We start from the raw sequence: 22,433 nt of genomic DNA on the forward strand, positions 1-22,433 counted from the left end.
CTCCTCAGACCGTGTGTTCCCGGGTGTCGAGCCGGCCCGTCAGTGTTGCGTCATCGCCCTGTCAGCGAGGGAAGCAATCATCGTCGCGTATTGCGAGTCAGGGATGGGATTAGGGGTTCGGAGAAGATGTCGATGACGGAGTCACGGCCAGCTTTCTCGATAATTTTTGGGGTTCGGACCCAACGATTTCTTTCCGGACGCGAGAAAACAATTGAGGAGTCGCGCTGCCGGCGTCGCGGAGCGGACTTTCGGGAGACGCGATGACGGTCATCACCCAGCCCCAGGAGTTCAACGTCGGGGACCTCTATGTGGCCATGGAGCCCATGTTCGGGAAGTCGCTCTACCTCAAGTGCGAGGGCTTCAACTTCGCGGGCTCGGTGAAGCTGAAGGCGGCCCTGGAGATGATCGGCGCCGCCGAGCGGGCCGGCGTGCTGCGACCCGGCACGACCATCGTGGAGAGCTCGTCGGGCAACCTGGGCGTCGCGCTGAGCATCGTCGCGGCGAGCTACGGCTACGGCTTCGTGTGTGTCACCGATTCGCGCTGCACGCTGAGCGCGCGGCGGCTGATGCGGGCGCACGGCGCGGAGGTGCATGTGGTGACCGAGCCGCATGCGGAGGGCGGACTGCTCGGCGCCCGGCTGGCGTGCGTGGAACAGCTGTGCCGGGAGAACGACCGGTACGTCTGGCTCGACCAGTACAGCAACCCGGCGAACTGGATCGCGCACGCGCGCACGACCGGCCCGGAGATCCTCAAGCAGTTCCCGGAACTGGACGTGCTGTTCGTCGGTGCGGGCACCACCGGAACGCTGATGGGCTGCGCACGCTACCTGCGCGAGGAGAAGCCGTCCGTGCGGATCGTGGCGGTCGACGCGGAAGGGTCGATCACCTTCGGGTTCCCGCCCGCGCCGCGGTTGATCCCGGGCCTGGGCACCGCCGTGCGGCCCACCCTGCTGGACCGGTCATACGTCGATGAAGTGGTCCGCGTGGCCGAACCGGACACATTGCGCACCTGCCGGACGATGCAGCGCAACGGGTTTCTGTTCGGCGGCTCGACCGGGACCGTCGTCGCCGGCGCGCTTCGCTGGCTGGCCGAGCACGCGCCGGCCGGCGACCTCACCGCTGTGGCCATCGCACCGGATCTCGGTGAGCGCTACCTGGACACCATCTACGACGACGAGTGGGTGACCGAGCACTTCGGGGTCGGCGCGCTGGCGCCGACCGTGGAGGAGTCCGCCACCACGAGGAGGCAGTCGTGACCCCAGCGCAGCAGCACCTGATGGCGGACACGCGGACCGTGTTCCCGCTGATGCCGGGGCAGGCGGAGATCTGGTACGACGAGCAGTTCTCCGGCGGGACGCCGGCCTACAACTCCGGCGTGTGCGTGGACATCCGCGGCCCGTTGGAGCCCGCGGTGCTGGAGGCCTCCGTACGGCAGCTGGTGCACGAGGCGGAGTGCACCCGGATTCAATTCGTCGAGCAGGACGGGCTGCCCCAGCAGACCGTACGGCCGCTGTCCGCCCTGCCCATGAGCTGGCACGACCTGTCCGGTGAGCCGGACCCTGAGGCCGCCGCCCGGCGGTGGATGAACACCGACCTGGTGCGCCCGTTCGCGATGACCGACTTCCCGCTGATGCGGCTCGCCGCGCTGCGACTGGCCCCCGAGCGGACGCAGCTGTACCTGTGCATCCACCATGCGGTCAGCGACGGCTACAGCCACGTCGTGTACTGGCGCCGGTTCGCGGAGATCTACGCCAACCGTGCCGTCGGCGGCGACCCGCGCCAGGGTGCGTTGCCGCGGTTGCAGCTGCTGATCGAGGAGGAGGAGTCCTACCTCGGGTCACGTTTCGAGGAGCGGGACCGCAAGTTCTGGCTGGCCCGGTTTCCGCGGCCCAGCGCGGCGACCACGCTGTCCACCCGGTCGCCGGTGGACTCGCTGCCCCGCGAGTTCCTGCGCCGTACCCGCATGTTGGACGAGCGGGTGTCCGGAGCGGTACGCAGCGCCGCGACCGAGGCCGGGGTGAGCACCGGGGCGCTCCTGATGGCCGCGACCGCCCTCTACACCAACCGGATCACGGGCGCCCCGGACGTGACGCTGACTGTCGCGGCGAGCGCCCGGACGAGTGCCACCGCCCTCAAGGTGCCCGGGATGACCGCGAACTTCCTCCCGATGGCAGTGCATGTCGACCGCGCGGAGAGCCGCCTGGAACTGCTCCGCCGAACCTCGGCGGACCTCGGCGGACTGCTGCGCCACCAGCGCTACCGGGTCGGCGCGATTCGCCGCGACCTCGGCCTGCAGGCCGCCGACCGATGGCCTGCCGGCCCGTTCGTGAACATGCTGCCGCTGCTGACCGCGCTGGATTTGGGCCCGTGCACGGCGACGGTGGAGAACCTCACTACCGGCCTGGTCAGCGACCTGATGGTGACCACGGTCGACAACCCGGGCGTGAGCCTGCAGTTGAGCATCAACGGCAACCCGGACCTGTACGACTCGGCCGAGGTGGCCGATCATCTGGACCGGTTCGCGGCGTTCCTCGGCCGGTTCGCCGGTTCCGCGACGCAGGCTCCCGTGGGCGAGGTGCCGCTGCTCGACGCGATCGAGGTCGGCCACTACGACCGGATGTCCGCCGGGCCGGTCCGCGACGAGCCGTACCTGAGCGTCCCCGCGACGATCCGTGCGATCGCCGCGGAGCAGCCGGACGCGGTGGCGCTGATCGATGGTCCCGGTGACGCGCCACGGGAGGTGACCTACAGGCAACTGGTCGCGCGCGCGAACGCGTTGGCCCCGCGGCTGCCGGACACCGGGCTGGTCGGGGTACTCGCCGGGCCGGGCGCCGCGTTCGTCGTCGGGGTGCTCGGCACCTGGGGCGCCGGCGCGGCCTACGTGCCGTTGGACGTGCGAGCCCCGGCCGCGCGCACCGCCGGTTTGGTGGCGGGCAACGAGATCGGCTGCCTGCTGGTGGACGCCGAGCACCTTGAGCTGGCCACCGAGATCGCCGCCGGGACCCAAACCGACATCGTGCTGCTGGACGATGCCGAGGACACCGACCTCGTCGGACTGCCCGACAACCCGGACGCGCTGGCGTATGTCATCTTCACCTCCGGCTCCACGGGTACACCGAAGGGCGCGATGGTGCACCACGGCGGCATGGTGAACCACCTGCGCGCCAAGATCGAGGACCTGGGCCTGACGCCGGCCGACACGGTGCTGGAGAACGCGCCACTCACCTTCGACATCTCCGTCTGGCAGATGCTGGCAGGCCTGCTGGTCGGCGGCCGGGTGCGCATCGTGTCGCGTGACGTCGCCGCCGACCCGAACCTGTTGTTCCCGCTGGTCGTGAGCGAAGGCGTCACAGTGGTCGAGGTGGTGCCGTCGCTGCTGCGCGCCGCGCTGGACTCGTGGGACGCCCTGGAGGGCGGCCCGCGGCTGCGCACCCTGCGCTGGCTCCTGGTGACGGGCGAGGCGATGCCCGTCGACCTGTGCCGCCGCTGGTTTTGCCGCGAACCGGAGATCCCGGTACTGAACGCCTACGGTCCCACCGAGTGCTCGGACGATGTCACGCACGCGGTGCTCACCGCCGAGGACGGCACCACCGGCACGGCGCAGCGCCGGGTACCGATCGGGCGCGCGGTTCGCAACACCTCGCTGTACGTGCTGGGCGACGACCTGTGTGCGGTGCCCCGTGGCGCCATCGGCGAGTTGTACGTCGGAGGCTCCGGCGTCGGCCGCGGCTATCTCGGCGATCCGGCGAAGACCGCGACGACGTTCCTGCCCGATCCGTTCGCGGGCGGTGGTTCGCGGATGTACCGCACCGGCGACCGGGTGGTCTGGCGGTCGGACGGGCAGCTGGAGTTCGTGGAGCGTCGCGACCACCAGGTGAAGTTGCGCGGAAACCGGATCGAACTGGCCGAGGTCGAGGCCGCGATGCACGCACTGCCGCAGGTGCGTGACGCCGCAGCAGCCGTGTTCGGTGAGCCCGGCAGGCAGCGGCTGGTCGGCTATGTGGTGCCCACGGGTGCCGCGGAGGCCGATCCGGCATCGCTGCGCGGGCGGCTCGGCGCGGTGCTACCCGAGTACATGGTGCCGTCTGTGCTGGTGGCCCTGTCCGCGCTGCCGCTGACCGGGCACGGCAAGGTGGACCGCGGGGCGCTGCCCGAGCCGGAGCCGGACGACGTGGCTCGGGCGGGTGAGGGCCGGGACCCGGAGACACCCGAGGAGGAGCTGCTCTGCCGGCTGTTCGCCGACGCGCTCGGCCTGCCCGTGATCGGCCCGGACGACAACTTCTTCGACCTGGGTGGGGACAGCATCATCTCTATCCAGGTCTCCAGCCGGATCGGCCGGGAGGGCCTGCTGGTCACCCCGCGGCAGATCTTCCAGCTGAAGACCCCGGCCGCGATCGCGGCCGCGGCCGTGCCGGTGCGGCAGTCGTCGCTGCCGAGCTCGGAGGACGGCGTCGGCGAGGTCGAGCTGCCTCCGGTGACCGCGCAACTGCGCGAGGACCTGGCGCTGTTGGCCGCGGACGGCCTGCCCGAGGCGGCCCGCCGCTACGGCCAGTACGTGGTGGTCGAGGTCCCGTCCGGGGTGGACGTCGACCGGCTCGGCTTCGCGCTGCAGGCCGTGCTGGACCACCACGACGCGCTCCGGATGCAGGTGAGCGTCCCGGTTGCCGGGCAGTGGGTGATGGAGACACTGCCGCCCGGGGCGGTGAAGGCAAGCGACGTGCTCACCGAGGAAGTCTCCGCCCCGATGCCGGAACTCGCGGCGGCCGCACAGGCCCGAATGGACGCGGAGCGCGGGATCGTCACCCAGGCGGTGCTGGTCCGCGGCGCGGACGGCGACCCGGACCGGTTGCTGTGGCTGGTGAACCACCTGTGCGTGGACGGCGTGTCGTGGCGGGTGCTGGTGCCGGACCTGCGCGAGGCGTGGGAGTCCACGGTGGCGGACAGGGACATCGCGCTCTCCGCCGTCGGCACCTCGTACCGCCAGTGGTGCCGCGCGCTCGGCCGGAACGCCCGGTCCAGTGCCCGGCTCGCGGAGTTCCCGGCCTGGCTCGAGCACGTGCGCGACCCGGGGCCGCCGCTGGCCGACCGACCGCTCGACCCGTTGCGCGACACCTACCGCACCGGGCACTCGCTGCGCCTGGTCCTGCCGCCGGAGACCACCAGGGCTTTGCTCAGCGTCACCCCGGCTGCGCTGGGCGTCGAGGTCAACGACGTGCTGCTGACCGCGCTGGGAATCGCCGTCGCCGACTGGCGGCGCCGCAGGGGCGAGCCTGCCGAGCAGGTCCAGGTGGAGCTGGAGGGACACGGTCGCGAGCCGATCGCCGACGAGGACCTGGCCCGCACGGTGGGCTGGTTCACGAGCATCTTCCCGGTGCGGCTGGATATGTCGGTGGACGGCGCGGCGCCGGACTGGGACGACCTCTGGGCGGGCGGTGCCTCGCTGGGACGGCTCGCGGCGCGCTCACATTCCGTCCCCGACCGCGGCCTGGGCTATGGCCTGCTGCGCTATCTCAATGCTCAGACGGAGTCCGCGCTGGCGCGGTTCGCGCCGCCCGAGCTCGGCCTGAACTACTTGGGCCGGTTCACCGCGGGTGCCGGGACGGGCGCCTGGCGGCTGGACGGCGGCGACGCGGTGATCAGCACCGCCACGAGCGAGGACATGCCGCTGCGGCATGTCCTGGCCGTCACACCCGCCACCGAGGACCGGCCGACCGGGCCGCACTTGGTGGCCGACTGGCTCTGGGCAGGCGAGCTGTTCGGCGACGCGGAAGCCGAGGACATCGCGCACACCTGGTTCCGGGCGTTGCGCGCCCTGGTCGTCCACAGCGGACTCAACGGTAATAGGGAGACATCGTGACACAGCCGGAGACAGCCGCGGAGGGCGGACAGCACGACGTGCACGATGTCGAGCTCACCCCGTCGGTGCAGCGGCTTCGGGACCGCGCCGGTGCGCTGCCGGATCCGGCAGCGCAGCTGGGCGAATACCTGGTCGTGGACGCCCCGGAGGGCACCGACCTGGCCGCGTTGACCGCGGCCGTGCAGGCGCTGCTGGACCGGCACGAGGCGCTGCGGTTGTGCCTGACGGCACCGTTCGAGGGCCTCTTGACGGCGGGCGTGCTGCCGGCGGACGCGGTGCGCGCGGAGCGGCTCGTGACCCAGGCCGCCGCGGACGTCGACCCGGCCGAGCTGGCCGTGGCCGCGCGGACCCGGCTGGCGGTGGGCGAAGGCGTCACGCTGCAGGTGGTGCTCACCGGGAAGCGCATCCTGATGCTGGCGCACGAGCTGGTGGCGGACGCCGCGTCGTGGCGGGTGCTCACCGACGACCTGCTCGCCGGGTGCCGCGACGCCGTCGCCGGTCGCGCGCCGGTGGCCGGCGACGTGCCGGTGCCTTACCGGGCATGGGCGGCCGAATTGGCCGGGCAGGCGCGCGCCGCGCGCCGAGTGCGTGAGCTGCCGTCGTGGACTGAACAGCTCGACTCCGATGCCCAGTTGGTGCCGGACGCTGTGCTGGACCCGGCGACGCACACCGTGGCCGCGCTGCGTCACCTCCGGCAGGAGGTGCCCGCCGGGACAAGCGCGGCGCTGCTGGCCACGCTGCCGTCGGCGTTCCATGCGACCACCGAGGACGCGCTGCTGTCCGCGTTGGCGCTGGCCGGCTCCGCGCACCGCGGAGAGGCTGAGACGGGCCGCACCGCCGTGCTGGTCGAGTTGGACGGATACGGCCGGGAGCGGCTCGTCGAGGGACTGGACCTCGGCCGTACGGTCGGCCGCTGTACCAGCGGCTTCCCGGTTCGCGCGGATGCGGCCGTGACGTATGTGGAGGACCTCGCCCCTGGCGATGCGGACCTGGACGATGCGATCAAGCGGGTCAAGGAGCAGCTGCGGGCGCTGCCGGACGGCGGTTCCGGCTACGGCGTGCTGCGCCACCTCAACCCGCAGACCGGTGGCGTGCTCGCCCGGCGCGGGACCCCGCAGGTGAGGCTGCGGTTCGACGGCGAGCTGCCTGGCCCGGTGGCCGCAGAGGCGGACCCCGCCATGCCGGTCGGCCATGTGGTGACCGTGACCGTGACGGTTCGCGACGGCAGGCTGGTCGCCGACTGGGCGTACCTGCCCGACCTGCTTCCCGGCGGCGAGGAGCTGGCCGAGGAGTGGCTGCGGCTGCTGAACCTGCTGGCCGAGCACACCGCCACGCCGGGCGCGGGCGGTCGTACGCCATCAGACTTGACGGTCTCGACGCTGACTCAGCGGGAGATCGACGGGCTCGAGGCGGACCTCGGCCCGCTGCAGGACGTGCTGTCCCTGTCGCCTCTGCAGAAGGGCATGCTGTTCCACGCGGGCCTGCACAAGAACGAGTTGGACGTCTACCACGTCCAGGTGCTCGCGGACCTGACCGGCCCGCTGGTTCCCGATCGGCTGCGCGCCGCCACGGCGAGCCTGTTGGACCGGCACGTCAACCTGCGCTGCTGCTTCCGCTACAGCGCGACCGGCGAGCAGCTGCAGGTTGTCCCCGAGTCGGTCGAGCTGCCGTGGTCGGAAGTCGACATGACCGGCGCATCCGAGGCGGAGCTCGCCGATTTCGCGGCCGCCGACCGGGACCGCGGTGTCGACCTGGCCGCGCCGCCGCTCATGCGGTTCACGCTGATCCGCGTCGGTCCGGACAGACACCGTCTGCTGTGGACGTTCCACCACATCGTGGCGGACGGCTGGTCCACCCCGATCGTGATGCGCGAGCTGCTGGCCGCCTACCGAGGGGGTGCGGCGCAGTTCTCCGAACTTCGGCCGTACCAGGACTACTTGACGTGGCTGGACAGCCGGGACGTCGAGACCGCCGAGCAGGCGTGGCGGACCGCGATGGCGAACGTCTCCGAGGGGACGTTGGTCGCACCGCACGGCGACGAGGTCCCGCCGGTGCGGCCCGAGCATCTGTTCTTCGACCTGTCGGCGGACCTGACCTCGGCGGTCACCGAGTTCGCCCGTCGCCGTGACCTCACGCTGGGCACCGTCATGCACTGCTGCTGGGCGATCCTGGTCGGCCAGCTCACCGGCAGCCAGGACGTGGTGTTCGGCAGCGTGCAGTCCGGCCGGCCGGCCGACCTGTCCGGGGTGGACGAGATGGTCGGCATGTTCGTGAACACCCTGCCGGTGCCGGTGCGACTCGACCCGTACCGGTCGTTCGCCGAGATGGCGGCCGACCTGCAGGACCAGCAGCTGGGTCTCGCCGAGCACCAGCATCTCGGTCTCGGCGACATCCAGCGGCTGACCGGGATCCGCAGGCTGCTGGACACGTCGGTGACCATCCAGAACTACCCGATGGACATCGCGGAGCTGAGCGCGATCGTGCCGGGCCTGGCGGTGGACGACATCCGCGCCGAACTCTCCGGCGAGTATTCGATGGCACTGCTGGTGCATCCGGGCAGGCAGATCAAGCTGCAGCTGGCCTACCGGCCGGACCTGCTCGGACCGGCCGACACCGAACGGGTCGCGCAGCGGCTGATAGGGCTGCTGGGCACCGTGGTGGGCAACGCGGACCGGCCCTTGGGCACCCTCGACGCGCTCACCACCGGCGAGCGTGGCGACATCGTCGGCCCGTGGGCGGGTTCGATCGCCGAGCGCCGCGTGTGCGACGTGCCGACGCTGTTCGCCGAGCGGGTCGCCGCTGCGCCGGACGCGCCGGCTCTGAGCTGGCCCGGCGGCACGATGAGCTACGCCGAACTGGACGCGCGGGCCAGCCGGATGGCGCGCGAGCTGGTCGCGTGCGGCGCGGGCCCGGACACGGTCGTCGCGCTGGTGCTGCCCCGCACCCCCGAACTGCTGGTGTCGGTGCTGGCGACGCAGAAGGCCGGCGCCGCCTATGTCCCGGTCGACCCGCAGTATCCGAGCGACCGGATCGCGTTCATGCTCAGCGACTCCCGGCCCGCGGTGATCGTGTCCACCGTGGGCATCGGCCAGGCGCTGCCGGAGTGCGATGCCGAGATGATCCTGGTCGACGCCCCGGACCGCGTGGCGCGGGTGGCCGCCCGGTCCGCGGGCGACCTGACCGACGCCGAGCGCACCCGGCCGCTCCTGCCCACCGATGCCGCGTATGTGATCTACACGTCCGGCTCGACCGGGCGGCCCAAGGGAGTCGTGGTGGACCACCTCGGGTTCACCAAGATGGTTTTCGACCTGATCACGCGGTTCGACGTCTCGCCGGGCACCCGGATGCTGCAGTTCGCGCCGTCCAGTTTCGACGCGTCGATCTGGGAGTGGTCGATGGCGCTGCTCGGCGGCGGCACGCTGGTGCTGACCGACGAGCTGAGCAGGCTGCCCGGCCCGGCCCTGGTCGACCTGATCGCCGAGCAGCGGGTCAACCTGCTGGCGTTCCCTCCCGCTGTCGCCGCGGCGCTGCCCGACGGCAGCACCCTGCCCTCCGACCTGACCATGGTGGTCGCCGGCGAGGCGTGCCAGAAGGAGGTCGTGACGCGCTGGTCGGACAGCGTCCGCATGTTCAACGGCTACGGCCCGACCGAGACCGTGCTCGCCGCCACCGCCGCGGGCCCGCTGCACGGGCCCGAACGCCCGGCGATCGGCAGGCCGTTGGCGGCGCATCGGGTGTACCTCCTGGACTCCGCACTGCGCCCGGTACCGGCCGGGGTGACCGGGGAGATCTACGTCAGTGGCGGCCTGGCCCGCGGCTACCTGAACCGGCCGGGCTTGACCGCGACGCGATTCGTGGCATCTCCGTTCGATCCCAGCGGCGAGCGGATGTACCGCACCGGCGACCTGGCCCGCTGGGACGACCGCGGTGTGCTGCACTACACGGGCCGCGTGGACGACCAGGTGAAGCTGCGCGGGTACCGGATCGAACTGGGCGAGGTCGAGGCCGCGTTGCGCGACGCGCCCGCGGTCGGTGACGCGTCCGTGGTGCTCGGTGAGGATGGCGGCGGCAAACGGCTGGTCGGCTACGTCGTCCCGGTCCCCGGCAACGAGCTGCCGGACGTGGACCTGGTGCGCGAGCACGTGTCCGGGGCGCTTCCCGACTACATGGTGCCCGCCGCGCTGGTTGCGCTGGAGACCCTGCCGCTGACCCCGAACGGCAAGGTGGACCGCGCAGCGCTGCCCGAGCCGGGCGCCGTGGCACGGCCCACCGGCCGCGCTCCGAGAACCCCGCTGGAGGAGACCATCGCGTTCGCCTTCACCCGCGTGCTGGGGCTGGACTCGATCGGCATCGACGACGACTTCTTCGTCCTGGGCGGGCACTCGCTGCTGGCCACGAAGGTGATCGCCCGGCTGCGGTCGATGCTGAACCTGGAGGTGCCGATCCGGGCGCTGTTCGAGGCTCCGACGGTCGCGGGCCTCGCGCTGCGGATCGGCGGCGCGGCGGCAGCACGCCCGCCGCTGCTGCCTGCGCCCCGCGACGGCAGGCAGACCGGCCTGTCCTTCGCGCAGCAGCGCCTGTGGTTCCTGGAACGGCTGCAGGAAGACGAGGCCGCCGGCATGTACAACGTGCCGATCGCGGTGCGGTTGTCCGCGGCTGCCGACGAGCCCGCGCTGCGCGCCGCGCTCGCCGACGTGACCGCGCGGCACGAGGTGCTGCGCACCGTGTACGCCGACGACGGCGGCGCCGCCGCGCAGCGGGTCCTCGATCCGCGGCCCGAGGTGCCGGTCACCGTCGTGCGGATCGGGGCCGACGACCTGGACGACGCGCTCGCGACCCAGGCGGACACAAGGATCGACTTGACCGGGACGCCGCTTCGCTGCGTGCTGTACGAAGTGGACAACGGCGAGCACGTGCTGCTCCTGGTGATCCATCACATCGCATTCGACGGCGCGTCGATCACGCCCCTGGTGCGCGATCTCTGCACCGCGTACTCGGCGCGGATCGCCGGGCACGCCCCCGACTGGACGCCGCTCTCCGTGCAGTACGGGGACTATGGCGTGTGGCAGCGCGACTTCCTCGGCGACGCCGACGATCCGGACAGCGTGTCCGCGCGGCAGCTCGACTACTGGCGCAGGGCGCTCGAGGGTATCCCCGAGGCTCTGGACGTCGCGACCGACTACCTGCGCCCCGCGGCGTCCCGGTACGAGGGCGAGGAGCTGCCGTTCGAGGTCCCGGCGCAGCTCCACCGCGACCTGACCCGCCTCGCGGCCGATCTGGACGCCAGCCTGTTCATGGTGGTCCAGGCCGCGTTCGCGACGCTGCTCACCCGGCTCGGCGCGGGCACCGACATCCCGGTCGGCACACCGGTCGCCGGACGGGACGACGAGGCGTTGGAGGACCTGATCGGGTTCTTCGTCAACACCCTGGTGCTGCGGACCGACACCAGTGGCGATCCGACGTTCGCCGAGCTGGTCGACCGGGTGCGGGAGACGGACCTGGCCGCGTACGCCAACCAGGATCTGCCGTTCGAGCACCTGGTTGAGGCGCTGAACCCGAACCGGTCACTGACCCGGCAGCCGCTGTTCCAGTACATGCTGACGATGACAAGCCGAGTGGATACGACCGCGGAGGCGGCCGCGTTGTTCGGATCGGTCGAGCCGGTTCCGTTGCGCCGTGCCAAGTTCGACCTCTCGCTGCTGCTCGACGAGCGCTTCGTCGACGGCGAGCCGAGCGCGATGGTCGGCGTCCTTGAGTATCGCAACGAGCTCTACGCCCGAAGTACCGCGCAGCGCACCATCGACCGGTTCCTGGCACTGCTGACCGCGGTAGTCACGGATCCGCACGCCCGCCTGAGCGAACTGGGCGCGCTGCCGGCAGCGGAGCAGGCGCACCTTCGCGCGCTGGGCACCGGTCCGGTCACCGCGGAGCGCTACGAGGGTGTCGTGGCCCGCGTACGGGCGCGCGCCGCAGCCCACCCCGACGACATCGCGGTGGTCGGCCCGGACGGTGCCACCACTTACGCCGACCTGGTCGGCCGGGCCAGCGCGCTGTCCCGGCGGCTGACCGGCAGCGAGCGGGTGGCCGTGCTGTCCGACCGCGGTGCCGGCCACATCGCCGCCGTGCTGGGCGTGCTGGGCGCGGGTCGGGCATACGTACCGTTGGATGTCACGGCACCCCCGAGCAGGCTCGTCGACACCCTGCTGGACAGCGGGGCGAGCCAGCTGGTGGTCGACGAGACCCACAGCGGTCTCGGCACCGAACTGCTCACCGTGCTGGCCGATCAGCACGATGTGCGGGTCGAGCTGGTGCCGCTGGGGGACCGGGTGGACGACGCCGCCGATCTCGCGCCGGACGTGGACGCCCCGGAAGCGCTCGCCTACGTGATCTTCACGTCCGGGTCGACCGGCCGGCCGAAGGCGGTCGCGGTCCACCGCGCGGGCATGGTCAACCACCTGCTCGCCAAGGTCGAGGGACTGCGGTTCACCCCGAAGGACCGGCTCATGCACAACGCGCCGGTCACCGTCGACATCTCGGTGTGGCAGATGCTGACGCCGCTGCTGGTCGGCGGCGTGGTGCGGGTGGTGGACCGCGACGTGGCCCGCGAGCCGCGCGTGCTGTTCGAGACCGTACGGAGCGAGGACGTCACCGTGCTGGAGGTGGTCCCGTCCCTGCTGTCCGCCGCGCTCGACCGGTGGGAGACCGACGGCACAGAGGTCGACCTCGGCCGACTGCGCTGGCTGGCGATCACCGGCGAGGCGCTGCCGCCGGACCTGTGCAACCGTTGGCTGGCCAGGTTCCCACGGGTACCGCTGATGAACTGCTACGGCCCGACCGAGTGCGCCGATGACGTCACCCACGCCGTGATCCGCGCGCCGCTGGCGGCGGCCCAGCGGGTACCGATCGGCAGGCCGCTGCGCAACACGACATTGCACGTGCTCGGCCCCGATCTGCGCCCGGTACCCAGCGGCGTGCCCGGCGACCTGTACGTGAGCGGCGCCGGTGTGGGCGTCGGCTACCTGGGCCTGGCCGCGCGCACCGCGACCGCGTTCGTGGCCGATCCGGCAGCGGCGGACGGCAGCCGGATGTACCGCACCGGCGACGTGGTCCGCTGGGGCCCGGACGGCGACCTGGAATTCCTGGGCAGGCTTGACGATCAGGTCAAGGTCCGTGGGTTCCGGATCGAGCTGAGCGAGGTCGAGACCGCGCTGCGCGCGCTGCCCTACGTCAGGGAGGCCGCGGTGCGTGTGGACGGGAAGGACGGAAACACGTGGCTGTCCGGCTACGTCGTGCCCGTCCCGGGCGCGCAGGTGCCGACCACCGCGGTCATGAAGGCCGATCTCGCGGCTGCCCTGCCCGACTACATGGTGCCGTCCGCGGTGCTGTTGCTCGACGAGCTGCCGCTGACGGCCAACGGCAAGGTGGACCGCCCCGCGCTGACGGCGATCGAGCCGAGCGCGTCCGAGGAGAGCCGCGAGCCGCGGACGCCGGCGGAGAGGTTGGTGTGCACCGTGTTCGCGGAGGTACTCGGCAAGACCGGCGTCGGTCTTGACGACGACTTCTTCGAGGTGGGCGGGCACTCGTTGCTGGCGATCTTCGCACTGGGCCGGCTGCGCGCCGAGACAGGCGTCGATCTGCCGGTCCGCGCGCTGTTCGAGGCGCCCACCCCGGCCGCGCTGGCAGCGCTGCTGCCCGAGGCCGAGCAGTCGGGCCGGCCGCCGTTGCGGCCCGCCGCCCCGCTCGCCGACGGCGAGCACTGGCCGCTGTCGTTTGCGCAGCGCAGGTTGTGGTTCCTCAACCACATGGCCGAAGGCGGCACCGGCACGTACAACGTGCCCATGGCGGTTCGCTATTCGGGCGTGCCTGACCCGGTGGCGTTCGAGGCGGCGCTCGGCGACATCGTGGCCCGCCACCAGGTCCTGCACACGGTCTTCCCCCAGGACGCCGACGGAGTGCCGCAGCAGGTGCCGAGGCCGGAGTTCCGGCCGCGGCTGCGGGTCGTGGACGTGCCGGCCGCGAGCCTTGCGGCCGAGCTGGCACGTGAGGTGGACCGCGGCTTCGACCTGGAGACCGAGTGCCCGGTGCGGGCCCACCTGTACCGGCTGGACGACGGCGAGTCGGTGTCGCTCATGGTGTTCCACCACATCGCGGTGGACGGTGTGTCGACCGGACCGCTGCTGCGGCAGTTCGTCGAGGCGTACACGGCGCGGCTCGCGGGCCGGGCGCCGGACTGGGCGCCAGAGGCCTTGCAGTACACGGATTTCGCGGTGTGGCAGCGAGATCTGTTCGGTTCCGAGCGGGATCCGGACGGCCCGCTGTCGACGCAACTGGCCGAGTGGCGCGAGGTGCTTGCCGATCTGCCGGACGAACTGGAGCTGCCACGCGACTTCGCGCGGCCCGTGGTCAGCGGCCACGCGGGCGACATGGTCCGCTTCGATCTCGACGCCGAACTGCATCGCACGCTGGCCAAGTTGGCCCAAGAGCACAACAGCACGCTGTTCATGGTCATGCAGGCCGCCGTCGCGGCGCTGCTCACCAAGCTGGGTGCCGGTACGGACATCCCGCTGGGCAGTACGGTCGCCGGCCGCGACGACGAGGGCCTGCACGACATGATCGGGTTCTTCGTGAACACGCTCGTGCTGCGCACCGACACCAGCGGGGACCCGAGTTTCGTGGACCTGCTGAGTCGGGTCCGGGAGACCGACCTGGCCGCGTACGCCCGGCAGGACGTGCCGTTCGAGTACCTCGTGGAGGAGCTCAACCCGGCCCGGTCGCTGGCCAGGCATCCGCTGTTCCAAGTGCTGGTGCAGTTCACCGCGGGCGATGGCGCGTCGGTGCTGGGGCTGCCGGGCTTCGACTGCCGCGAGGAGCCGCTCCACACCACGCGGCCGAAGGTGGACCTGGCCTTCGACCTGTTCGAGCGGCGGTCGGACGGCGCACCGGACGGCATCGCCGGCGTCCTCGTGTTCAGCTCGGACCTGTTCACCCGGACTTCGGCACAGGGGTTGAGTGAGCGGCTGATCCGGCTGCTGCGCGCTGTCGCCGAACGGCCGGACGAGCGGCTGGGCTCAATAACGGTGCTGGAGCCGGGCGAGCGGGAGCGCATTCTGGTCCGGCGCAACGACACACATGCTGCCGTGCCGACCGCGCTGCTGCCCGGCCTGTTCGCCGAGTCGGTGCGCCGAAACCCGGACCGGGTCGCACTGCGCTGCGGCACGCATGCGCTCACCTACCGGGAACTGGACAGGCGGGTCGGCCGGTTGGCCGCCGTGCTCCTCGCGCAGGGGGCCGGTCTGGACACGGTGATCGGCATCGCGCTGCCGCGTGTGACCGACCTGGTGGTCGCCGCGCTCGCGGTGGTTCGCGCCGGGGCGGCGTACCTGCCGCTGGACCCCGACCATCCGGTCGAGCGCATCCGCTACATGCTGGAGGACGCGCGACCGCTGCTGGTGATCACCGACGCGGCGACGTCGGCCGCGCTGCCGGACACGGACGTGCCGCGGCTGCTGGTGGACGAGCTGGACGAGGCGGACGGGACGGCCCCCGCGGAGCCGGCAGGGTTGCTGCCGGACCACGCCGCGTACCTGATCTACACGTCCGGCTCGACCGGCCGCCCGAAAGGCGTCGCCGTGCCGCACGGTGCGCTGCGCAATCTGCTGACCGACATGCGCGGCAGACTGGCGGTCGCGGCGGCGGAGCGCTTCCTCGCGACCACCACGTTCGGCTTCGACATGGCCAACCTGGAGCTGTTCGTCCCACTGCTGGCGGGCGGCGAGGTCGTGCTCGCGGACCGGGCGGCGGTGCGTGACGCGCAGGCGCTGACGGCATTGATCAGGGCAGAGCGGATCGACGTCATGCAGGCGACCCCGAGCCTCTGGCGGGCGCTGCTGGATGCGGACGCCGCGGCACTGCGAGGACTGCGTGTGATCACCGGCGGGGAGGCGATCAGCGAGCCGTTGGCGGCCGACCTGGCCGCGGCGGCCCACTCGGTGCTCAACGTCTACGGCCCGACCGAGACCACGATCTGGTCCGCGTCGTCCGAGGTGGACACCGAGCGGGCCGGGGCGCCCGCGATCGGCCTGCCGATCGCGAACACCCAGGTGTACGTGCTGGATTCCGCGCTGCGACCGGTGCCGGACGGTGTGCTGGGCGAGCTGTACATCGCCGGTGACGGGCTCGCCCGCGGCTACCACGACCGTCCCGGTCTGACCGCGGACCGGTTCACCGCCGACCCGTTCGGCCCGCCCGGCTCCCGGATGTACCGCACGGGCGACCTGGCGCGCTGGGGCCGCGACGGTCAGCTCGAGTACGTCGGCCGCCGTGACCACCAGGTCAAGATCCGCGGATTCCGGATCGAGCTGGGCGAGGTCGAGGCCGCGCTGCGCGCGCTTCCGGGCGTCCAGGACGCCCTCGTGACGGTCGACGGCGAACGGTCGCGGCTGCTCGGCTATGTGGTGCCCGAGCCGGGTGCCGAGCCGGAGCCGGTGCAACTGCGCGCGCAGCTCGTCGAGTGGCTCCCGGAGTACCTGCGTCCGTCCGTGCTGGCCGTGTTGGATGCCTGGCCGCTGACTCCCAACGGCAAGGTGGACCGGGCGGCGCTGCCGATGCCGGAGGCGGCGGTCACCGACCAGCGCGCACCGGAGACGGTGCTGGAGGAGCTGCTGTGTGGCGTGTTCGCCGAGGTGCTCGGCCTGCCCGAAGTGGGTGTACTGGACGACTTCTTCGAGCTCGGCGGGCACTCGCTGCTCGCCCCCGGGCTGATCGGTCGCGCCGTCCGGGCCGGGCTCCGGTTGGACATCGCGGACCTGTTCACCCATCGCACGGCCGCCGGGCTGGCCGCGGTCGCGGGCGAGCGGCAGCCGGCTGAGCAGGCAGCGGCCTGGCGCGGCGAGGCGATGGGCCGCGTGTTCGACGACGCCGAGGGTGTCGAGGAGTTCGACCCGGTCGCCCCGGTGCTTCCGATCCGGCCGGACGGCGATCGTGCCCCGCTGTTCTTCGTGCACAGCGGCGTCGGTTTCGCAATGCCGTACATCGGCCTGGCCCGGCGCCTGGAGCCGGGGCACCCGGTCTACGGCCTGCAGTCGCCCGCGCTGTCCGGTGCGGCGGGGTTGCCCGAGAGCATGGGGGACCTGGCCGACGAGTATCTCGCCCGCATCCGGGAGATCCAGCCCGAGGGCCCGTACCACCTGCTCGGCTGGTCGTTCGGCGGCCTGGTGGTGCAGGAGCTCGCGGTCCGGTTGCGGAAGGCGGGAGCGCAGGTCGCCCTGGTGGTGAATCTGGACGGCTACCCGGAGCACGCCCAACCGGCGGAGCAGCGGTCCGAGTCCGAGATGCTGGTGAACGTCCTGGAGGTGATCGGGCACGATCGGGCCCGGTTCGAGGGCCGCGACCTCACCGCGGACGACGTGCTGGACGTGCTGCGCCGCGACGAGCATCCGCTGCTCGTGCTCGGCGAGGACACAGTGCGCCGGATCATGGCGCTGTCCCACCGGCATGGGGCGCTGCTGCGGGAGTTCGTGCCGCAGCACTACGACGGTGAGATGCACCTGGTGGTCGCCACCGCGGACCGCGACGACGCGGAGCAGGCGGCGCTGGCCGACCGCTGGCGGCCGTACGTCGCGAAACTCACCGGGCACGCCGTGGACGTCGGGCACGAGTACCTCATGCACCCGGCTCCGCAGGCATGGCTCGCCGCCGTGATCAACCGTCTGCTGAAGGGCGGCTCGGCCTGATGGGTGTGCAGGAATTCGATGCCGTGTCCAGACGACCGGAGACCCAGATGAAAGGTAGTGCGGCATGACCACGCAGGTGGTGCGGGCCCGGGAGAGTCCTCTGGCGTCGGCCTTGATCGAGATCGAGACGGTGGCGGGCCGACGGCTGCGCAGGCTGCGCCGTGCGCCCGGCAGGCTGGTCGGAATCATCATGAACCCGATCATCGTGCTGGTGGCGTTCGGCTATCTGCTCGGCGGATCGGTGGTGGCGCCCGGCAACGGCGACTACACCGAGTACATCTTCGCCGGTGGGCTGATGCAGGTGGGCCTGGCCGGCATCACGCCCACGGCGGTGGCCGTCGCGCTGGACCTGCGCAGTGGTCTCGTCGACCGGCTGCGCTCGCTGCCGATCTCCAGGGCCACTGTGCTGATCGGCAACTCGCTGGCCGATCTGGTGATGGGTCTGCTGGGCATCGCCGTGGTCACCCTCGCCGGCCTCGTCCTCGGCTGGCGCCCGCACGCCGACCCGCTGTCCGTGCTCGCCGGGTTCGGGGTGGCGGCCGTGTTCGTCTACGCCATGGTGTGGGTCGGCATCATGCTCGGCCTGCTCTGGCGCAACCTGGAGACCATCGAGTCGGTCGGCGGCCTCATCGCGGTGCTGTTCTCGTTCCTGTCCACGGGCTTCATCTCGCCTGACAAGATGCCGGCGCTGGTCCGCCCGATCGCCGAGTGGAACCCGGTCAGCGCCGTGGTCACGGCGGTGCGCGAGCTGTGGGGCAACCCGCAGAACGTCTCCGGGTTCGCCGCCACCCACTCCGCCCTCGTGGTCGTGGTGTCCCTCACGGCCGTGCTGCTGATCACCGGCGTGATCAGCATTCGGCGCTACCGGACCAGTACGCACTGAGCAAGCCCATCGAAGGAGTTCTGATGCAGATGGAGACGTCATGACCGCGCAATCGGCCAACGCGCGCGACGACCTGCGTTTCCCGGACCTGGCAGACCCGCGCACGTTCATCGACGTCGACCTGCCCGCGATGTGGCGCGAGCTGCGCGCCAAGGCGCCGGTCCACTGGAATCCGCCCGCCGAGGACCGGCCCGGATTCTGGGCGATATCCCGCTATGAGGATGTCCTGGCGGTCTACAAGGACAACAAGCGGTTCACGTCGGAACAGGGCAACGTGCTGTCCACGTTGCTGCAGGGTGGTGACTCCGCGGCCGGCAAGATGCTCGCCGTCACCGACGGCCTCCGGCACCGCGATACCCGCAAGCTGATGCTGAAGTCGTTCTCACCGCGGGTGCTGGAGCATGTCGGCCAGCTGGTGCGCAGGCGTACCCAGCGGCTGATCGCGGAGGTGGTCGCGCGGGGGGAGGCGGACTTCGCCACCGATGTCGCGGACCACATCCCGATCAACACCATCGGCGACCTGATGGACATCCCGGTCGCCGATCGCGGCAAGTTGGTCGACTGGAACAACCGCACCCTGTCCCGCTATGACGAGAACGACTCGCAGCTCGAGGAGCGGCTGGCACGCAACGAGATCCTGCTCTACTTCGGTGAGCTGGCCAAGCAGCGCCGCAGGTCGCCGGGGGAGGACGTAGTCAGCGCGCTGGCCACCGGACTGGTGGACGGGGAGCCGCTGTCCGAGGACGAGATCGTCTTCAACTGCTACAGCCTGGTGCTCGGCGCGGACGAGTCCAGCCGGATGTCCTCGATCGGCGCGCTGGTCGCGTTCGCCGAGCACCCGGACCAGTGGCGGGCACTGAAGGACGGGGAGGTCAGCATCGCCGACGCCACCGAGGAGGTGTTGCGCTGGACGACGCCTGCCATGCATTTCGGGCGTCGCGCGATCGAGGACGTGCCGTTGGGGAGCGAGGTGATCAGCGCGGGCGACGTGGTGACCCTGTGGAACGCCTCGGCGAACTTCGACGAGGACGCCTTCCCGGACGCGCAGCGGTTCGATCTCGGCCGCAAGCCCAACCGGCACGTCGCGTTCGGCCACGGCCCGCATTACTGCATCGGCGCGTTCCTGGGGCGCGCACACGTTTCCGCGGTGCTGGAGGCCTTGCGCGACCAGGTCGCCGAAATTGAACTGCGCGGCGAGCCGCGGCGACTGTTCTCCAATTTCGTTTACGGGTACCTAGGGCTGCCGGTTGCAATAACCGCAGAACGCTGAAGTTGCGTATAGGAGGAGTGGGGAAATGAGCGGCAATCCTTTTGATGACGAGAATGGCACCTTCAGGGTGCTGGCCAACTCGGAGGAACAGTATTCGCTCTGGCCGTCGTTCGCGGAGGTGCCGGCCGGCTGGACCGTGGTGCTCGAGGAGAGCACCCGAGCCGAGGCGCTGGAGTACGTGGAGACGCACTGGAGCGACATGCGGCCCAAGTCGTTGCGGGATCGCGTGGCCCAGCGGTGACGCATGCCATCAGGGCCGAGGGCCTCGCCCGGCGCTATGGCGGGGTGACCGCGCTGGCCGGCATCGACCTCGACGTGGATGCGGGTGCGGTGCTGGGCCTGCTCGGCCCCAACGGGGCGGGCAAGACGACCGCGGTCCGCATCCTGTCCACGCTGCTGGCGCCGAGTGGCGGCCGGGCCGAGGTGGCCGGGTTCGATGTGGCTCGCGAGCCGGCGCAGGTGCGCAGGCGGATCGGGCTGGCCGGGCAGTACGCGGCAGTCGACGAACTGCTCACCGGCCGCGAGAATCTGGTGATGTTCGGCAGGCTGCTGCACATGAGCCGGCGGACGGCGCGGGCACGCGCGGATGAGCTGGTGCGGCGGTTCGAGCTGACCCAAGCCGCCGACCGCCCGGCGGGCACCTACTCCGGCGGCATGCGCAGGCGGCTGGACCTGGCCAGCTGCCTGATCGGGTCGCCGGAGGTGCTGTTCCTGGACGAGCCGACGGTCGGGCTGGACCCGGCGAGCCGGATCGTCCTGTGGAGCACCGTTCGCGGCCTGGTCGACGACGGCATGACTGTTCTGCTCACCACCCAGTACCTGGACGAGGCCGACTGGCTGGCCGACGAGATCGCGGTGATCGAGTCGGGCCTGGTGATCGCGGCAGGCACGCCGGACGAGCTCAAGCGCAAGGTCGGTGAGGACCGGCTGGAGGTGCAGTTGGTCGCCTCGGCCGGCGCTGACGAGGTCGCCACCACCACCGCGGCGGCTGTGCGCGCGCTCACCCCGATCGCTCAGTCGCCGCCTACCGTGGACGATGTGACCGGGCGGGTATCAGTGCAGCTCAACGATGGCGCCCAGGGGGTCGGTGCCGCCGCGATCGCGCTCCGCGAGGCCGGCGTGGACGTCGCGGACTTCGTGCTGCGCAGGCCGACGTTGGACGACGTGTTCCTCAACCTGGTCGGCCACTCCGCCGACAACGGATGAAGCCCGTCGGCGGTCCGGGATCCTCGGCTGCTGACGGGCTCCGATTCGTGCGTTTCTGTATTTTCGACGTTTTTCCAGTGCCTCATCGCATCCGATCGAGGCGAGTCAGAACTCGGAGGACGAGGTATGAGCGAAGTGAGCAGTGTTCGGGTGCGTGAGGACATGTATGCGGGGTGGCTGAGCGCCGCGGTGTACTGCGCCGCACAGTTGCGGGTGGCCGATCATCTGGCCGATGGAGTGCGCGGCATCGACGAACTGGCGGAGCGGACCCGCACGCACGCCGGGTCTCTCTACCGTCTGATGCGCGCGCTGGCCGGCGCCGGATACTTCCGTGAGGAGGAGAACCGGCAGTTCGGGACGACGCCAAAGGCCGAGTTCCTGCGCACCGACACAGAGGATTCGGTCAAGGACCTTGTGCTGTTCTACGGCCGAGAGGTCTACCGGGCCTACGGGGCGCTGCCCGAGGCCGTGCGCACCGGCGAGCGCGCGTTCGACATGGAGTACGGCATGCCGCTGTGGGACTACCTGAACACGGTGGAGGACACCGGCGACGCGTTTCGCAAGGGAATGGGCGCCGCCACTTGGACCGAGCAACTGCCGCTGCCGCGGGCGTACTCCTTCGACGGCATCGGCACCCTGGTCGATGTCGGAGGCGGCACGGGCTCGATGCTCGCCGCCGTGCTTCACGAGCACCCCGGAATGAAGGGCGTGCTCGTGGAGATCTCCGCCGGAATCGACCTCACCATGCGCCACTTCAAGGAAGCGGGTGTGCAGGACCGTGTCGAAGTGCGCGAGGGCAGCGCTTTCGACGAGCTCCCCGAGGGTGACGCCTACCTGATCAGCTGTGTGCTGCACGCGATGGACGACGAGCAGAGCGTTCGCGTACTGCGCCGGATGCGGGAGTCGATTAGGCCCGGTGGCCGGGTGGTCATCCTGGAGCGGATTGTGCCGGCGGGCAATGAGCCGGGCCTGGCCCGGATGCTGGACCTGACCATGATGCTGATGAACGGCGGCAAGGAGCGCACCGAGCTGGAGTGGCGGACGCTGTTCTCCGCCAGTGGTTTCCGGTTCACCCGTGCGGTGGAGATGCCGTACTTCAGCGGCGGTGCGGAGCTCTACGCCATCGAGGGCGTGCCCGCCGAGGACTGAGGAACAGCGAGGGGACACCTCTGCCTGCGGTGATCCGGTCTGCCTGGGACCGGATCACTCGGGGGAGGAGATGAGTACCAGCGCGAAGTACGCCGCGCATTTTGACGCTGCGTGATGCTTTCCCGCCAGCCGGTCTGGGCTGCTCGCGGCCGGGCGGGCGGGGATGCCGGGCCAGGCCGATGGCCACCCCGTGGTGGCAGGCGCCCAGGTGAGGCCGAGTGCTTCGGACGCGATCTCGGTGATTTCGCCGGATCTCACGCGTCTGACCTCTTGCTCAGCCCCGCCAGGGCCCCAGCGGATCTGCCCTGGCCACGTCTGGTCCGGCCAGTCCCCCTC

General features: G+C 71.2%; 9 protein-coding genes. 8 read left to right on the plus strand and 1 reads right to left on the minus strand.

Features of this window, described 5'->3' with window-relative positions:
- Positions 1–260: 260 nt before the first annotated feature.
- The 8 genes from sbnA to ACTWQR_RS14605 all read left to right on the plus strand — a co-directional run bounded on the left by sbnA (position 261) and on the right by ACTWQR_RS14605 (position 22,097).
- Positions 261–1,256, plus strand: coding sequence for a 2,3-diaminopropionate biosynthesis protein SbnA (gene sbnA / locus ACTWQR_RS14570; RefSeq protein WP_443227448.1), 996 nt, complete (start codon positions 261–263; stop codon positions 1,254–1,256).
- Positions 1,253–5,857 carry an amino acid adenylation domain-containing protein gene (locus ACTWQR_RS14575; RefSeq protein ID WP_443227449.1) on the plus strand — a complete coding sequence of 1,535 codons (4,605 nt, stop codon included), beginning with the start codon at positions 1,253–1,255 and terminating at the stop codon, positions 5,855–5,857. The genes sbnA and ACTWQR_RS14575 overlap by 4 nt, the downstream gene beginning before the upstream one ends.
- Positions 5,854–17,589 carry an amino acid adenylation domain-containing protein gene (locus ACTWQR_RS14580; protein ID WP_443227450.1) on the plus strand — a complete coding sequence of 3,912 codons (11,736 nt, stop codon included), beginning with the start codon at positions 5,854–5,856 and terminating at the stop codon, positions 17,587–17,589. The genes ACTWQR_RS14575 and ACTWQR_RS14580 overlap by 4 nt, the downstream gene beginning before the upstream one ends.
- Before the next feature lie 64 nt (positions 17,590–17,653).
- Positions 17,654–18,472 carry an ABC transporter permease gene (locus ACTWQR_RS14585; RefSeq protein WP_443227451.1) on the plus strand — a complete coding sequence of 273 codons (819 nt, stop codon included), beginning with the start codon at positions 17,654–17,656 and terminating at the stop codon, positions 18,470–18,472.
- A gap of 40 nt (positions 18,473–18,512) precedes the next feature.
- On the plus strand, positions 18,513–19,742 hold the full coding sequence (locus ACTWQR_RS14590) for a cytochrome P450 (RefSeq protein WP_443227452.1): 1,230 nt from the start codon (positions 18,513–18,515) through the stop codon (positions 19,740–19,742).
- A 25-nt stretch (positions 19,743–19,767) separates the two neighbouring features.
- Positions 19,768–19,983 carry an MbtH family protein gene (locus ACTWQR_RS14595; RefSeq protein WP_443227453.1) on the plus strand — a complete coding sequence of 72 codons (216 nt, stop codon included), beginning with the start codon at positions 19,768–19,770 and terminating at the stop codon, positions 19,981–19,983.
- The gene (locus tag ACTWQR_RS14600; RefSeq protein ID WP_443227454.1) at positions 19,980–20,948 is read left to right on the plus strand and encodes an ATP-binding cassette domain-containing protein; all 969 of its coding nucleotides are present in this window, start codon (positions 19,980–19,982) and stop codon (positions 20,946–20,948) included. Before ACTWQR_RS14595 ends, ACTWQR_RS14600 begins: the two co-directional genes overlap by 4 nt.
- Before the next feature lie 126 nt (positions 20,949–21,074).
- Complete coding sequence (locus ACTWQR_RS14605; RefSeq protein WP_443227455.1) at positions 21,075–22,097, plus strand: methyltransferase; 1,023 nt, start codon at positions 21,075–21,077, stop codon at positions 22,095–22,097.
- 54 nt (positions 22,098–22,151) lie between these two features.
- Here ACTWQR_RS14605 and ACTWQR_RS14610 read toward each other — a convergent pair whose 3' ends face one another.
- Positions 22,152–22,355 carry a hypothetical protein gene (locus ACTWQR_RS14610; protein ID WP_443227456.1) on the minus strand — a complete coding sequence of 68 codons (204 nt, stop codon included), beginning with the start codon at positions 22,353–22,355 and terminating at the stop codon, positions 22,152–22,154.
- Positions 22,356–22,433 lie beyond the last annotated feature (78 nt).

This window comes from Streptomyces sp. 2A115 (assembly GCF_052245575.1).
In the GTDB taxonomy this organism is placed as follows: Bacteria; Actinomycetota; Actinomycetes; order Streptomycetales; family Streptomycetaceae; genus Streptomyces.

Bases quoted from the DNA above. Each gene is read 5' to 3' on its own strand.
- sbnA (WP_443227448.1), top strand. From the start codon at position 261: ATGACGGTCATCACCCAGCCCCAGGAGTTCAACGTCGGGGACCTCTAT.
- ACTWQR_RS14585 (WP_443227451.1), top strand. From the start codon at position 17,654: ATGACCACGCAGGTGGTGCGGGCCCGGGAGAGTCCTCTGGCGTCGGCC.
- ACTWQR_RS14590 (WP_443227452.1), top strand. From the start codon at position 18,513: ATGACCGCGCAATCGGCCAACGCGCGCGACGACCTGCGTTTCCCGGAC.
- ACTWQR_RS14595 (WP_443227453.1), top strand. From the start codon at position 19,768: ATGAGCGGCAATCCTTTTGATGACGAGAATGGCACCTTCAGGGTGCTG.
- ACTWQR_RS14605 (WP_443227455.1), top strand. From the start codon at position 21,075: ATGAGCGAAGTGAGCAGTGTTCGGGTGCGTGAGGACATGTATGCGGGG.